Annotated in this window: 15 protein-coding genes; 11 read left to right on the top strand and 4 right to left on the bottom strand. The window is 65.9% G+C overall.

Features of this window, described 5'->3' with window-relative positions; genetic code table 11:
- Nucleotides 1–16: 16 nt before the first annotated feature.
- Both VG320_RS04310 and VG320_RS04305 read left to right on the top strand, forming a co-directional pair.
- The gene (locus VG320_RS04310) at nt 17–1,645 is read left to right on the top strand and encodes an iron ABC transporter permease (protein WP_327198910.1); all 1,629 of its coding nucleotides are present in this window, start codon (nt 17–19) and stop codon (nt 1,643–1,645) included.
- 32 nt (nt 1,646–1,677) lie between these two features.
- The gene (locus VG320_RS04305; protein WP_327198909.1) at nt 1,678–2,727 is read left to right on the top strand and encodes an ABC transporter ATP-binding protein; all 1,050 of its coding nucleotides are present in this window, start codon (nt 1,678–1,680) and stop codon (nt 2,725–2,727) included.
- Here the strand turns inward: VG320_RS04305 and VG320_RS04300 are convergent.
- A complete protein-coding gene (locus VG320_RS04300) occupies nt 2,715–3,584 on the bottom strand; it encodes a LysR family transcriptional regulator (protein ID WP_327198908.1) in 870 nt (289 codons plus the stop codon). The two genes, VG320_RS04305 and VG320_RS04300, sit on opposite strands and share 13 nt — an antisense overlap.
- A 105-nt stretch (nt 3,585–3,689) precedes the next feature.
- On the opposite strand from VG320_RS04300, the gene VG320_RS04295 reads away from it, so the two are divergent.
- Nucleotides 3,690–4,637, top strand: a complete 948-nt coding sequence (locus VG320_RS04295; protein ID WP_327198907.1) for a DMT family transporter — start codon at nt 3,690–3,692, stop codon at nt 4,635–4,637.
- 39 nt (nt 4,638–4,676) lie between these two features.
- Here VG320_RS04295 and VG320_RS04290 read toward each other — a convergent pair whose 3' ends face one another.
- The gene (locus VG320_RS04290) at nt 4,677–5,975 is read right to left on the bottom strand and encodes an MFS transporter (protein ID WP_327198906.1); all 1,299 of its coding nucleotides are present in this window, start codon (nt 5,973–5,975) and stop codon (nt 4,677–4,679) included.
- A gap of 211 nt (nt 5,976–6,186) precedes the next feature.
- Between VG320_RS04290 and VG320_RS04285 the strand changes: the two genes are divergently transcribed.
- Genes VG320_RS04285 through mdcH form a run of 8 tightly spaced genes read left to right on the top strand, consistent with a single transcriptional unit; the run spans nt 6,187 to nt 13,267 of the window.
- Nucleotides 6,187–7,044 carry a GntR family transcriptional regulator gene (locus tag VG320_RS04285; RefSeq protein ID WP_327198905.1) on the top strand — a complete coding sequence of 286 codons (858 nt, stop codon included), beginning with the start codon at nt 6,187–6,189 and terminating at the stop codon, nt 7,042–7,044.
- Nucleotides 7,028–8,713: a malonate decarboxylase subunit alpha gene (gene mdcA / locus VG320_RS04280; RefSeq protein WP_327198904.1), complete on the top strand. Its 1,686-nt coding sequence runs from the start codon at nt 7,028–7,030 to the stop codon at nt 8,711–8,713. The genes VG320_RS04285 and mdcA overlap by 17 nt, the downstream gene beginning before the upstream one ends.
- A gap of 5 nt (nt 8,714–8,718) precedes the next feature.
- Nucleotides 8,719–9,660, top strand: coding sequence for a triphosphoribosyl-dephospho-CoA synthase (locus VG320_RS04275; protein WP_327198903.1), 942 nt, complete (start codon nt 8,719–8,721; stop codon nt 9,658–9,660).
- Nucleotides 9,648–9,953 (top strand): malonate decarboxylase subunit delta, encoded by a 306-nt coding sequence (locus VG320_RS04270; RefSeq protein ID WP_103706559.1) that lies wholly within the window; start codon nt 9,648–9,650, stop codon nt 9,951–9,953. The genes VG320_RS04275 and VG320_RS04270 overlap by 13 nt, the downstream gene beginning before the upstream one ends.
- A complete protein-coding gene (locus VG320_RS04265) occupies nt 9,950–10,834 on the top strand; it encodes a biotin-independent malonate decarboxylase subunit beta (protein WP_327198902.1) in 885 nt (294 codons plus the stop codon). Before VG320_RS04270 ends, VG320_RS04265 begins: the two co-directional genes overlap by 4 nt.
- Nucleotides 10,831–11,646, top strand: a complete 816-nt coding sequence (mdcE, locus tag VG320_RS04260; protein WP_327198901.1) for a biotin-independent malonate decarboxylase subunit gamma — start codon at nt 10,831–10,833, stop codon at nt 11,644–11,646. The genes VG320_RS04265 and mdcE overlap by 4 nt, the downstream gene beginning before the upstream one ends.
- A complete protein-coding gene (locus VG320_RS04255; protein WP_327198900.1) occupies nt 11,646–12,335 on the top strand; it encodes a malonate decarboxylase holo-ACP synthase in 690 nt (229 codons plus the stop codon). Before mdcE ends, VG320_RS04255 begins: the two co-directional genes overlap by 1 nt.
- Nucleotides 12,332–13,267: a malonate decarboxylase subunit epsilon gene (gene mdcH, locus VG320_RS04250; protein WP_327198899.1), complete on the top strand. Its 936-nt coding sequence runs from the start codon at nt 12,332–12,334 to the stop codon at nt 13,265–13,267. Before VG320_RS04255 ends, mdcH begins: the two co-directional genes overlap by 4 nt.
- 119 nt (nt 13,268–13,386) lie before the next feature.
- Here the strand turns inward: mdcH and VG320_RS04245 are convergent, their stop codons facing one another.
- Nucleotides 13,387–13,986, bottom strand: coding sequence for an alpha-ketoglutarate-dependent dioxygenase AlkB (locus VG320_RS04245; RefSeq protein ID WP_327198898.1), 600 nt, complete (start codon nt 13,984–13,986; stop codon nt 13,387–13,389).
- Between the two features lie 84 nt (nt 13,987–14,070).
- Nucleotides 14,071–14,394 carry a hypothetical protein gene (locus VG320_RS04240; protein WP_327198897.1) on the bottom strand — a complete coding sequence of 108 codons (324 nt, stop codon included), beginning with the start codon at nt 14,392–14,394 and terminating at the stop codon, nt 14,071–14,073.
- Nucleotides 14,395–14,927 lie beyond the last annotated feature (533 nt).

Genomic DNA, 14,927 nt, shown 5'->3' with positions numbered 1-14,927 from the left:
TTCACCGGCACGTCCCGTGCCGGATACCCTGGATGGTCTGGACGGCGTAACGGGCACGCCCGCGCGCCGGAGGGCGCCGCGTGCCTTGTTGCTGGCCGCGGCGCTCGGTCCGTTGCTGGTGCTCTTGCCGCTCGCGCTGACGTTCTGGCGCGCGCTTTCCTATGGACAGGACTCCGGTTTCGCCGATGCCGCCGATCTGATTTTCCGGCCGCTGGTTGGCGAGCTGCTCGTCAATACGCTCGAAATCACGGTCAGTGCGACGCTGGCTTCGGCGGTGCTCGGCACGGCCTGCGCCTGGTTCGTCGAGCGCACCGATGTGCCGGGCCGGCGCGCCTGGGCGCTGCTCGCCGCCGCGCCACTGGCGATGCCAGCGTTCATCACGAGTTACGCGTGGGTCTCGCTAAGCCTCGATTTGCAGGACTTTCTGGGCGCGTTGATCGTCATCACGACCGCGTATTTCCCGCTCGTCTATCTGCCAGTGGCCGCCGCGCTGCGCGGGCTCGATCCCGCGTTGGAAGAATGTGCGCGCGCGCTCGGCTGCAATCGCTGGACCACTTTCGTGCGCGTGGTGCTGCCGCAGTTGCGCCCTGCCCTGCTCGGCTCGATGCTGCTGGTGGCGCTGGGCGTGCTGTCCGAATTCGGCGCCTTCACGCTGCTGCGCTTTCGCACCTTCACCACCGAGATTTACGCCGAATACCGCACGAGTTTCGATGGCGGCGGCGCGTCGCTGCTGGCCTGCGTGCTGATCCTGCTGTGTCTCGTGTGCCTCGTGTTCGAGTTTCGCGTACGTGGCAGCGCGCGCTATGAACGCGTCGATCGCGGCGCGCGGCGCGCGAGCGTGCGTCATGGGCTTGGCCGCTGGCGCTGGCCGGTTGCGCTGGGCTTCGTCGCGCTCAATATCGGCACGCTGGGCGTGCCGCTCGGCATGATCGGCTACTGGCTCACGCAACCGGGCGCCGCCGCGATCACGCCCGCCGATGTCTCCGCCGAATTGCTGGTCTCGACCACGTTTGCGTCGCTGCGGCTCGGCCTGATTGCCGCCGTGTTCACGACATTGCTGGCGTTGCCGCTGGCGTATCTGCTCGCGCGCTTTCCGAGCCGCGCAGCCACCTTCCTCGAACGCACCACGTTTATCGCGCAAGGCGTGCCGGGTCTCGTGATTGCGCTCGCCATCGTGTCGCTTGCGGTGCGCGCGCTGGAGCCGCTTTATCAGGGCACCACGCTGCTGATCACGGCCTACGCGATCCTGTTCCTGCCGCTCGCGCTGGTCAGCGTGCGTGCGGCGCTGCTGCAGGCTCAGCAACGGCTGGAAGAAACGTCGCGCGCGCTGGGCCTCGGCTGGTTCGCCACACTGCGGCGCGTGGTGCTGCCGCTCGCGGGCCCCGGACTGGGCGCGGCGGCCTCGATGGTGTTCATCTCCGTCGTCACCGAACTGAACGCCACGCTGCTGCTCGCACCCATCGGCACCCATACGCTCGCCACCCAGGTCTGGTCCGATACCTCGACGCTCGCATTCGCCGCCGCCGCGCCCTATGCCGCGCTGCTCACGGCGCTGTCGCTCGCGGCCTCGGGCCTGCTGTTCGCGTTCGCGGGCAAGTCGGCGCTCGCGGCGCACGCGACTGTGCCGCCCGCCGATACACCCTAATCTGCGCAAGCTGATCGACGTTTTCCGTATTCATGAGCACACTTCGCATTTCCGGCGTCTCCAAGTCCTTCGACGGCCATCCCGTGCTGCACGACGTTCATCTTTCGGTGAAGTCGGGCGCACTGGTCGCCCTGCTCGGCCCTTCTGGCAGCGGCAAGACCACGCTGCTGCGCCTGCTATGCGGTTTTGAGCGCGCCGATGCGGGCACCATCGAGATCGGCGGACGGCGCGTAGCGGGCGATGCGCTGCATCTGCCTACGGAGCAGCGCCAGATCGGCTATGTGCCGCAGGAAGGCGCGCTGTTTCCGCATCTCACCGTGGCGGAAAACATCGTCTTCGGTCTGCCGCGTGCGCAGCGGCGCGCGGGCCATCGCGTGGCGGAATTGCTCGAACTCGTGGGCCTGCCGCAGTCGTATGCGAGCCGCGCGCCGCAACAGCTATCGGGTGGCCAGCAGCAACGTGTAGCGCTGGCGCGCGCGCTCGCGCCTTCGCCGGGACTCGTGATGCTCGACGAGCCGTTCTCGTCGCTCGACGCCGCGTTGCGTCTGGAAACGCGCGAAGCCGTCGCACGTGCGCTCGCGGCTGCGGGCGCGACCGCCGTGCTGGTGACGCACGATCAGGCCGAAGCGCTGTCGCTCGGCCATGAAGTCGCGGTGCTGTGGCGCGGACGTCTGGTGCAGACCGCCGCGCCGCAAACGCTTTATCGCCGCCCCGTTACGCGCGAACTGGCCGCGTTCGTCGGCGAAGCCGTGCTGCTGCCGGGCCGCGTCACGGCGGGCCGCGCACACTGTGCGCTCGGTGAATTGCCGCTTGCGGAAGGCGTACGCCCCGCAGACGGCGATGTGGATGTGATGCTGCGGCCGGAGCAGATCGACGTGCTCGACCACGGCGCAGAGGGACTCGAAGCGCTCGTGCGCGACGTGACGTTCCAGGGCCAGGACGCCGCGCTCACGCTGGAACTGGCCGCAACGACAACGCCGCCGACAACGATCCGTGCGCGCGTACCCGGCTATCGCACGCCGCGCACGGGCGAGCGCGTGCGCATTGCCGTGGGCGGTGACGTCAACGTCTATCCGCGCTGACGCTTGATCGACAGATCCTGCATCATCTGTTCTACGAAGTAATCGCAGGTGGGCCGATTCGATTTCACGCTGCGCGCGACCACGATATCGAGCGGCTCGATCTTCGGCAGTCCGTGCGCCTCGCCCAGCATCTCGAAGCGCGGCGGCACGCTGCAACGCGTGAGCGCCACCACCGCGATGCCCGCCTCCACCGTTGCCATCAGGCCCATCAGGCTCGCGCTGCTATACGCGGCGCGATAGCGGATACGCGCCGCATCGAGCGCGGCCACCGTATGCGCACGTGCCACGCTGCCGTGCTCGTACAGCCCCACCGGTAGCGGCGACATCGCCAGCGGCGCGGGATCGTCGGGCGAGCCCACCCACACCATGTCTTCGCTGCGCACGAATTCGCCGCGTATCTTGCGGTCGCGCGTGACGAAGGCCACGTCGATCTTGTTGTCCGCCAGCATCGGCCCGAGCGCCACGCTCTGCGCGCAGACGATCTCGATCTCCACATGCGGATACAGCGTCGAAAAACGCCGCAACACCGGCGAAAGCAGCGCGGCCATATAGTCGTCGGGCGCGCCTAGCACGACGCGCCCAGTCACTTCGGGCCGCACCAGCGCCGACCACGCCTCCTCCTGCAGATCGAGCGCGCGCCGCGCATATTCGAGCAAGGTATTGCCGGGTCGCGTGAGCGCCAGATTGCGCGTGTCGCGTGCGAACAGCGTGGTGCCGAGCATCTGTTCCAGCCGCTTGATCTGCATGCTCACCGCCGCCTGCGAGCGATGCACGGTCACCGCCGCTTTCGTGAAGCTGCCCGCATCTGCCACGGCCGCGAAGGTGCGCAACAGATCGAGATCGAATTCGGGATTCATGATTCATCAGCTGCATTGATGGAATTCTTCAATTTAATTCGTTTGCCGATACCCCGCAACTGACGAATACTGGGCCGGTTTTCAACGCTCGACCGTCCATCGACCATGCAGCCCTTGCAAGCCGATCTCCAGACCAGCCGCCGTCACGGCGTCGCCATGCTCGCGGGCGGCGGCCTGCTGATGGGCACGATCGGCGTGTTCGTCGAAGAAGCGCATCTGGGCGCGCTCACGCTCGTGTTTTTCCGCTGCCTGTTCGGCATGCTCGCGCTTGCCGCGTACTGCGCGTGGCGCGGCTGGCTGACGCCGCGCCAACTGGCGCAGCAGTTCACGCGCCGCACCTTCGCGCTGGCCTTCGTTTCAGGGCTGCTGATGGTGACGCAATGGGTCGGCTTTTTCGATTCGATCCATCGCACCAGCATCGCGGTGGCGACAGTCGTGTTTCATGTGCAGCCGTTCTGGGTCGTGCTGATGGGCGCGGCGCTCTTTCACGAGCGTCTGGGCGCGGACCGGCTGGGTTGGATCGCGATTGCGTTCGTGGGCCTCGTGCTGGCCTCGGGCGTGCTCGCGGAAAACCAGGTGGCCGATCATTCGCGCTATCTGATCGGACTGGCCGAAGCGCTGGGCGGCTCCGTGCTCTATGCCAGCGTCACGTTGATCGCCAAGAGCCTGCACGGTTTTCGCCCGCATCTACTCACGCTCACGCAATGCGCGGTGGGCGCGGTGTGCCTGCCGCTGATCGCGCCGTTTATTGCGCCGCTAGAACTCCATGCGATTTCGCCGGTGCAATGGGGTTGGCTCGTCGGCATGGGCGTGCTGCATACGGGGCTGTCGTATGTACTGATCTATGGCGCGCTGCCCAGGCTCACGACGCCGGTAATCGCCGTATTGCTGTTCATCTATCCGCTTACGGCGATTGCCGTCGATGCGCTCGTTTATGGCCGCGCGCTGAGCGTGCCGCAATGCGCGGGCATGGTGTTGATCGTGGCGGCGAGCCTGGGCGTGAATCTTGGCTGGCGTCTGCTGCCGCCGCGGCTTGCATTCAAACGCCGATAAAAAAGGCGCATGTGAATCACGCGCCTTTATCGTCCGGCATCACACTGGTAGCTTTTCTCCTCGGGTTTCCGGCGCGAACGGGATAATTAGCAGTCCGATCACAAATGCAATGGCCGTAAGCGCAACCGGCACGCCCAGCGTGTGCATATGCAACACGGCTGCGCCCAGCAGGAAATTCACGCCCGCACCCACAAAGCGCCCAAACGACGTGCAGAATGCGAACGCCGTGGCCCGCACGCGCGTCTCGAACTGTTCGGGCAGCCACAGGCTGAACAGCGCAAAGTTGCCGCCGAAGAAGCCCAGCACGAACAGCAGCGCGATAAACGGCACCAGCCCGTTCTGCAGATAATAGGCCCAGCCGAAGCTCGCCGCGATCGTCACCGCCATCCCCGCGAAATAGACGGCGAGCGTCCAGCGCCGGCCAATGCGCTCGGCCATCGGCGGCAGTGCAAGGCAGCCGAAGATCGTGCCGATCGACAGGATGCCGGTGGCGATGGACGCCGTGCGGATTGCCTCGGCTTTGCTCGCGCCTGCACGCGTCGCAAGCTGGATCACGGCCGAAGGCTCATACACCGCGCCCGCCCACAGGCCGATGATCGCAATCGTCAGCAACGCGCAAGCCACAATTGTGCGCTTTCGATAAGCACTGCCGAAGATTTCGCGCAGTGGGTGAGCGCGACGTACGTGGCTCGCTTCCGCCTTCTTCCAGGTGGTCGGTTCCTCTACACGCGTGAGCACGAGAATCGCCACCACAACCGGAACCGCGCCCGTCAGGAACATCGCGCGCCAGCCGAAATGCACGCCCACCGTGTAGTTGAGCGCCGCCGCGATAAAAAAGCCCGCGTAATAACCCGTCTGCAGATAACCCGCGCCCATCTTGCGGCGATCCTCGGGCCACGATTCCGCTACGTAAGTGCCCGCCAGCGCCCATTCGCCGCCGATCCCCACGCCCGCGAGAAAGCGGTAGAAACCCAGCGCCCACACGCTTTGCGCCGTGGCCGACAGCCCCGTGAAGATCGCGAACATGAAGATGGTGCCCGCCAGCACGCGCGTGCGGCCGAAGCGGTCGGCCAGCGGCCCCCAGATGAACGACAGGCCCCAGCCCACCAGGAAGAGCGCGAACAGGATCGAGCCCGCCAGCCCGACGTTCGACGCCGTGGCGGCATAGCCCGACTTAGGCAATAGCTCGGCAAGCGCGGGCGTGAGCACCAGCGCGTAGATGAACGAGTCCATCCCGTCGAGTGTCCAGCCGGCCCATGCGCCCCAGAAGCCTGCGATCTGCGAACGGTTGAGCGGCGTCTTGTGCGCTCGCCGCGCGGACCCGGTAATCGAATTCATGATGCTTGTCTCCTCCTGTGGCGCGGCGATGTGCCTGGGCACCTTTGCCGATCCCGTGCAGCGTGGAATTCACCCTGGCGTGACGCCAGTGCGCTGTGCAAGCTCGCTGAAAGGCCATTACGAGCTAACTGTTTGCTGTCTGCCGATCTATTCTGTGTTGCGGGTTTGCGAGACTTTGCTCGTCACCGTTTTATATATAATATTTGAAGTTATGAGTAACGCAACGAATGGTTTTCCCCTGGACGGCGCATCGGCGCCCACGTCGCGAACGGTTCTGCCGGGCGTGGCAACCCCGCTCGCGCCGCCCACTAGCACCTCGCACGTCATCGCGGATGCGCTGCGCACCGCCATTGTCGAGGGCACGCTCGCGCCCGGCGCGCCGCTGCGCCAGGACGCCATCGCGCGTCATTTCTCGGTGAGCGCAATCCCCGTGCGCGAGGCGCTGCGCCAGCTTGCGAGCGAAGGCTGGGCCCGTATCGAACTGAACAAAGGCGCGAGCGTCGCGCCGCTGTCACGCGACGAGGCACGCGAGATCTACGAGATCCGCTCCGCGCTGGAGAGCCTGGCGCTGGGCCTCGCGATTCCCAATCACACGGAAGCATCGCTGCGCGAAGTCAGCGCGCTGGCCGCGTCCGGCTCGCATGAGACCGATCCGTCGCAATATGTCGCGCGCAACGAGGCTTTCCATATGAGCCTTTACGCGCCCGCCGGACGTCCGCAATTGATGGAGATGCTGGCCACGCTGCATCGGCGCGGCGAGCGTTATCTGCGCCTGAAATTCGGCTTTCCCGCCTACAAGGGCGAGTCGGATGCCGAGCACGCCGAAATCCTCGCCGCCGTGCAGCGCCGCGATATTCCCGCCGCCCAGGCGCTCGTCGCCGAGCATCTGCTGGGCACGGGCGAACTGATCTACCGTTTCCTGAGCGAGCGCGAGGCAGCGCGTGCGGCAGCGCCCGCCGCAAAAAAGCGACGTGCGGGCAAGACTATGCGCGCCGCCGCCAACGCCGAATCCGCCTCTCCCGCAACACCCCGTTCCCGGAGCCGAACATCCGATGAAGCCTCAAGCTGAAACGCCCTCTTCACCCGACGCAAACGCACCGCGTTCGTGGACCACGCGCCGCGACGAGAAAGCCCGCCGCCTCGCCTCGGTGGCTCACTGGCTCGAAGACGGCGTGTTGCCAGCCGCGCGCACGACCGAAGCGCTCGAACTGCTGATCCGCCCGGGCGATCGCGTCGCCCTCGAAGGCGACAACCAGAAGCAGGCCGACTTCCTCTCGCGCTCGCTGGCCAAGGCCGATCCCGCAAAGCTCAACAACGTCCACCTGCTGATTTCGACCATCAATCGGCCAGAGCATCTGACACTGTTCGAGCGCGGCATCGCGCATCGCGTGGACTTTTCGTTTGCGGGTCCGCAAAGCCTGCGCGTTGCTCAACTGCTTGAAGACGGCCAGCTCGAAGTGGGCGCGATCCACACCTATGTGGAGTTGTACGCGCGCATGTTCGTCGATCTGATTCCGCAGGTCGCGCTGCTGTGCGCGGAGAAAGCCGACCGTCACGGCAATCTCTACACCGGCCCGAACACCGAGGACACGCCCACGATTGCCGAAGCCGCTGCGTTCAGTCAGGGCATCGTGATCGTTCAGGTCAACGAAATTGTCGATGAACTGCCGCGCGTGGACATTCCCGGATCGTGGGTGGACGTGGTCGTGCAAGCCGACCGGCCTTTCGCGGTGGAGCCGCTTTTCACGCGCGATCCGCGCCATATCGGCGATCTGCAGGTCCTCACGGCCATGCTCACCATCAAGGGCATCTACGCGCCGTACAACATCACCTCGCTCAATCACGGCATCGGTTTCGACACCGCCGCAATCGAACTGCTGCTGCCCACTTACGGCGAATCGCTGGGCCTGCGCGGCAAGATCTGCCGCAACTGGACGCTCAATCCGCACCCCACGCTGATTCCGGCCATCGAATCGGGCTGGGTCGAAAGCGTCCATTGCTTCGGCAGCGAAGTGGGCATGGAGTCGTATATCTCGGCGCGCCCGGACGTATTCTTCACCGGCAACGACGGCAGCCTGCGCTCGAACCGCGTGCTGTGCCAGCTTGCGGGCCAGTATGGCGTCGATCTGTTTATCGGCTCGACGCTGCAGATCGATGCCGATGCGAATTCGTCCACCGTCACGCGCGGGCGTCTGGCGGGTTTCGGCGGCGCGCCGAACATGGGCCACGATCCGCGCGGGCGCCGGCATGCGAGCGAAGCGTGGCTCAAGCTGTTGCGCCGTGCCGATCCGCAATCGCCGATTGCGCGCGGCCAGAAACTCGTGGTGCAACTGGTGGAGACGTGGAAGAAAGGCGGCGAGCCGACTTTCGTCGATGAACTCGACGCCATCGCCGTGGGCGAAAAGAGCGGCATGCCGGTCGCGCCTGTGATGATCTACGGCGACGACGTGAGCCACGTGGTGACCGAGGAAGGCATCGCGCATCTGCATCGCGCGGAAGGCATCGACGAGCGCCGCGCGGCGCTGGCCGCCGTGGCGGGCGTTACGCCCATCGGCCTGCGCGCGAAAGCGGACAAGACCGCCGAGTTGCGCCGGCGCGGCGTCGTGCAGTTCCCCGAGGATCTGGCCATTCGCCGCGGCGACGCCAAGCGCTCGCTGCTCGCGGCGCGCAGTATCGACGATCTGGTGACGTGGTCGGGCGGTCTGTACACGCCACCCGCGCGTTTCCGTAGCTGGTGAGCGCGATGCAGACCATCGTGCTCGAAACATTCACCGAAAGCGCCGGGCCGCTGTACGCACGCCGCACAACGCCTGGCCCAGAAGCGCAACTGGCGCGCTTCGCCCGCGACGCGCTGATCGAAGAAGCACGCCTCACGCCCAAGCCCGCGCTGGTGGATGCACGCGGCAGCGGCGCGCATGTCGATCTCGATCTCGCGACGATGCTACGTTCCGCCCACGCGCTCGAACCCACGTTCGAAGCGCTCGCACGCGCCTCACGCGGCGCAACGCCGGGCAGCGCGCTGCGTACCGACCTAGCACGCATCGGCCGTACCGGCGAAGCAGCGATGATGCGCGCCACCGGCGGCAGCAACGCGCATCGCGGCGCGATCTGGATTGTTGGCCTGCTGGTTGCGGGCGCAACGATCATGCACACACCTGCCGACGACGCCAGCCCCTTCGCGCACGCCAATGCAATCGCCGATACGGCCGCACAGATCGCGCGCTTCGACGACCGCCTGGCCACGCCCGCGCCTGCGAGCAACGGCGAACGCGTGCGCGAGCGCTACCACGTCGGCGGCGCGCGACAGGAAGCGCAGGATAGCTTTCCGCATGTGGTTCGCGTGGGTCTGCCCGCGCTGCACGCGGCGCGCGCGCAAGGCCATGACGAAGCCACCGCGCGCGTCGATACGCTGCTCGCCATCATGGCCTCGCTCGACGACACCTGTGTGCTGCATCGCGCGGGCCTTGCGGGTCACGAGGCGGCACAAAGCGGCGCGCAACGCGTGCGCGACGCGGGCGGCATCGCCACGCGCGCGGGCCGCGCGGCTTTCGACGCGCTCGAACGCACGCTGCTTGCGCTTAACGCATCGCCTGGCGGCGCGGCCGATCTGCTCGCCGCGACGCTCTTCATCGACAGACTGATTCAGCACCGCATCGGCCAAAGGACGATTTCATGGAACAACTGACATTCGACTATCCGGCGCAGCGCGCCGTGACGACGCGCGCCCATGTGGGCGTGGTGGGTTCGGGCGATCTCGAAGTGCTGCTGCAGCCCGCCGCCGATATGCAGGCGCGCGTAGTCGTGCATACGAGCGTTGACGGCTATAGCCACATCTGGAAGAGCGTGCTGGACCGTTTTTTCACGCGCTACGACGGCGCTGCGCTCATCGAGATCAACGACTTCGGCGCGACGCCGGGCGTGGTGGCGCTGCGTCTGGCAGAGGCTGTGGAAGCGACGCAGGATGGAGCGCAATCATGAGCGCCCTGCCAAATACCACCGCAACGACCGCACTGCTGCGCGATAGCTTCATCGAACTGGGCGCGCGCGAACGCGCCGCCGCCCTGCTCGACAAAGGCAGTTTCCGCGAACTGCTCGGGCCGTTCGATCGCATCGAATCGCCGTGGCTGCCGTTGCAAGGCATCGTATGCCAGGCCGATGATGGCGCAGTGATCGCACGCGGCACCATTGACGGCGAAGCGGCCGTGGTGTGTGCCATCGAATCGGCGTTCCAGGGCGGCAGCATCGGCGAGGTGTCGGGCAGCAAGATTGCGGCGGCGCTCGAACTCGCGCTCGCTGACTGCGAGCGCGGCAAGATCGTGCGCCCCGTCGTGCTGTTCGAAACGGGCGGCGTACGCCTGCAGGAAGCAAATCTGGGCCTTGCGGTCATCTCCGAGATCCAGGCGGCCATCGTCGCGCTGCGCCGTCATGTGCCGGTGGTGGGCGTGATTGCGGGCATGGTGGGCTGCTTTGGCGGGATGTCGCTGGCTGCCGCGTTGTGCTCGTATCTCGTGATGACGAAGCAGGGGCGGTTGGGCATGAATGGCCCCGAGGTGATCGAACAGGAAGCGGGCATTGAGGAACTCGATGCGAGCGACCGCCGCGGCGTGTGGCAGTTGATCGGCGGCGAACAGCGCTCGCGCACCGGTTTTGCCGATGCACTTGTGGACGATGCCGTGGATGACGTGCGCGCCGCCGTGCAGGCCGCGTTTGCGCAGGGCGTGCCCGCTACGCATCGCAGCGAACGCGTCGAAGCCACACTCGCGAAGCTCGCGCAGATCGATCCTGCAAGCGTCACGCCCGAAACGATGCGCGAGGTTTTTACTGCTGCGCCGCTGACCATCCCCGGAGAAAAAGCATGAACGAAACGTCGATGAGTCGCGGCGCAACATGGCTGCGCGCACTCGCGGGCGACCAGGTGAAAGGCGCCTGCGTGCAATACGCCGACGCGCCGCTCGACGGCGAAACCGCGCGCTTTATCGCGGTCGTGCCCGATGCGCAAAACCGCTTCCCGCGTGCACGCGATAACGTGGTCGGCCTCGAACAAGGCTGGCGTCTGGCCGAAGCCGTGCGCACGGCGATTGCCGAAGATGCGGCCAGCGGCACACGCCGCCCGATCGTCGCGGTGGTCGATGTGAAAAGTCAGGCCTACGGCTTTCGCGAGGAGATGCTGGGTATTCATCTGGCTTGCGCGGCGGGTGTGGATGCGTATGCGAGCGCGCGCCTGGCCGGCCACCCTGTCGTTGCGCTGATCGTCGGGCCTGCGATGTCGGGTGCGTTCCTCGCGCACGGCTATCAGGCCAACCGCATCGTCGCGCTCGACGCGCCGGGCACGATGGTGCATGCGATGGGCAAGGAAGCAGCGGCTCGCGTCACCAGGCGCAGCGTGGACGACCTTGACGCACTGGGCGAAAAGATCGTGCCGATGTCGTACACGATGGCATCGTTCGCGAAGCTCGGTCTGCTCGACGAATTGATCCATGGCGTTGATGCCGATGCGCCCAGCGACACTCAGATCGCCAAGGTGCGTGATGTGCTCGCGCAGAAAGTGCGTGAGGCGCGCGGCGACAAGCCCGGCCTTTCGCATCGTCTGCAAGGCGATGCGGCGCAACGCACGCGCGCGGCTTCCATCGAGGTGCGCAAGCGCCTTGCGCAGCAGTGGGATGCGGCCTGATGCGCGTGTGCGCCGCCCCGCCGTTTCCCGCCGACGCGCCACTCGTCGCTGAAGCGCGCTGGCGCGCGCACGATCTGTTGCGGCTTGCGCGTCTGGAGCCGCTAGCGGATGAGCCTTCGTGGGTGCGCGATGCGTTCGCGCGCGTGCCATTTGCCGTGGTACGGCGTGCAGAAGCGGCGGCGGGCTTTGTGGCAGCGGGCATGCGTGGCGAAACGCGCGCGCAGCGTTTCGGGACGTGGATTGATGTTGAGGATATCGAATCATCTATCCCCCCTGAATCGCTGCTTGCCGTCGAACCTTCGGCGCAGCGAGCGGCGTTTTCGGCTTTTGTTGCGCTGAAAGCGTTGCGTGACGATGCCGATGTGCTGAATGCCTTCGCCTGGGGGCCGACCGGCAGCGCGGGTTTCGAACTCGCCACGCAAGTGCCCACGATCAATGAGGCCAGCGATCTCGACTTGCTGATACGCATGCCCGAGCGCTGTGACACGACAACGATCCAGGCGCTCTTTGAAGCGCTTACGCGTGCCGCGCAGCACACCGGTGCCCGCGTCGATGCGCAGATCGAAACCCCTTGCGGCGGCGTCGCGCTCGCCGAACTCGCGGCGGGCAAACCACGCGTGCTGGCGCGGGCAAGCGACGGCGCGCGCCTTGTCGCCGATCCGTGGCAACCCCGCTGGCAACCGTCATGACACTCGCCTGCCTGTTTCCCGGCCAGGGCGCGCAAAGTCCGGGCTTTTTGCATCGGCTGCCCGAGCACGATGTCGTGCGCGCGACGCTCGACGAAGCCTCGGCCGTAATCGGCACCGATGTGCTCACGCTCGATAGCGCCGAAGCCCTGCAATCGACCGTCGCCGTGCAGATCGGCCTCGTAGTCGCCGGTGTCGCAAACGCGCGTGCGCTCGCCCATGCAGGCTTGACGCCGCAGTTCAGCGCGGGCCTGTCCGTGGGTGCCTACGCCGCCGCTGTGTGCTGCGGCGCGCTCGCCTTCGACGACGCCCTGCGCATGGTGCGCAAACGCGCCGAACTCATGGAATCCGCGTGGCCTTCGGGCTATGGGCTGACCGCTGTTTCCGGCCTGAGCGAAACGCAGATCGAAACGCTCGCCGCCGCGCACGCGCAGGACAGGGGCGCCCGCGTCTATGTGGCCAACGTGAACGCGCCGCGCCAGATCGTCGTGGCAGGTGCCGACGCGGCGCTCGAAGCCTTCGCGACGTGCGCGCTTGTGGCCGGTGCGCGCAAGGCGCAGCGCCTGGCGATTTCAGTTCCTTCGCATTGCGAACTATTGGCCGATGCCGCCGACCAACTCGTGGCCTGGTCGCGCGATATCCCGTTTCACGCCCCTGAAGGCGTCTATATCGACAATCGCGGCGGCCGTCCGCTCTACAACGGCGACGCCATTCGCGCCGATCTGGCCACCAATATGCGTTATACGGTGCGCTGGTTCGATGCGCTCACGGTCATGGTCGAATCGGGCGCGACGGTGCTGGTTGAAGCGCCGCCGGGCCAGGTCCTGACCGATATCGCGCGCGAACACTATCCGCAGACGTCGGCGCTGAGTGCATCGACGCTTGAGTTCGAGAGGTTAGTTGCAACGATTCGGCGGCGGCTGGGTGAGGATTGAAGGGAGCGTGACGGCGCTAAATTTCGAATTCGATTTTTATGCGCATAAAGTCGAATTCAAAAATTCGCCAATTCCCCGCCAATTCCCCGCCAATTCCCCGCCAATTCCACGTAACTCGCTCACTTCTTCCGCAATTCTGACATGACCACCCGAAAGGTCAGGTTGACGCGCTCCCCGTTCACCGCAGGTTCTTTGGGCACGCGATGCCGCCATTGCGCCTGTGTCTGACCGCGCATCACCAGCAAACTGCCGCCTGACAGCGCAAACGAGCGCGTGACGCCGCTTGCCGTGTGGCGCAGATCGAAGCGCCGCGTGGCGCCCAGGCTCAGCGACGCAATAACCGGTTCGGGACCGAGTTCGGGTTCGTGGTCGGCGTGCCAGCCCATGCTGTCCGTGCCGCCGCGATAGCGGTTGAGCAGCACGCTGTTGAAACGCACATTGCAGAGCGCGGCGATTGCGTCGCGCAGTTCGGCCACGGCCGCGGTCCAAGGCTGCGGCACATTGCGAATACCGGAGTAGATATAGACCGCGCCCGGGTCGCCCTGCCACGCGGTCAGACGCGGCTGGTCCACCCAGCCGCCGGGTGTGCGGATGCGCTCCTGACGCCAGTCGATTTCGGCGACGATGCGCGCGAGGTAAGCGGCGGCCTCGGCGGGCTTGAGCCACGAGGGATGCCAGTCGACGTCCGGTTGCGGGGTGTCGTCGAAAAGATCGAACATCGGGAACGCTTGAATGAAGGCGAAAGCGGCAGTGTCGCACGACCGCCGCGTCGCCTCATCGATCAAGCAAGTATTCAGCAAACTTCAGGTCAGCAGCGCGAAGTAGAACACCACGGCGCCGATCAGCGCGCCCACGAAGCAAAAGCCCTCGGGCGCGTCTTCGGTGGTGCGTGAGCGCAGCCAGCCGCCCGCCACCCCGAACAGCCCCGCGATACCGAGCGCGACGAACACCATCACGACATCGAATAGCGCACTGCGGCCAATCTCGAGGATATCGACCTGCTTGACGGCGTAGTACAGCGCAATCGCCATGATCGAGAGCACGACCAGCGGCAGCATGACGTGGCTGCCCTCATGCCCTACGTGACGACCATGAAGCCCTTGTACAGCCGGCTTGGTAATTTTCATGACCCGTCTCCCCCAGAGCGCCCGAAACCGCACGGGCCTCGATTCGAGCATAGTTCACAGATCGCGCGGGTTCAATGAACGTTTAATAGCGCGCACTGCCCACGGGAAAATAGTGCGTCTCGTCCCACATTTTGGCAATCCAGGGTAATGCCGCAGTGCCACACCATCCGCGTGCGGCGCGCTGCAAGCCACACGCAAGGGCCCTGCAAGCTGGAATGACGCGCGATGCCGCGCTGCGCAAAACCACCCGCACTTGTGCCGGTCTCGTCCGGGCTTGCCTGCCTGCGGCACGAAGTCTGCGCTGTGGCTAGAATGCATCGTGACTCGCGCTTGCTGATTCGTTCGTGCACTGGCATTCCGGCATCGCGCGCCGTCCCCTTCCGCCGTGCTCCTCCATTGCTTCCGCGCCCGCCATGCCCCGACTTTCGTTTCTGCTCCGCTTCATTTCCATCGGTGTGCTGCTGCATCTCTATGTGGGTTTCCGGCTCATTCCCGATCTGCCCGTACCGGTCGCCGGAAAATGGCTCGCGGCA

This window comes from Paraburkholderia sp., from assembly GCF_035948235.1.
GTDB lineage: Bacteria > Pseudomonadota > Gammaproteobacteria > Burkholderiales > Burkholderiaceae > Paraburkholderia.
This window is presented reverse-complemented; position numbering and strand designations above follow the sequence as displayed.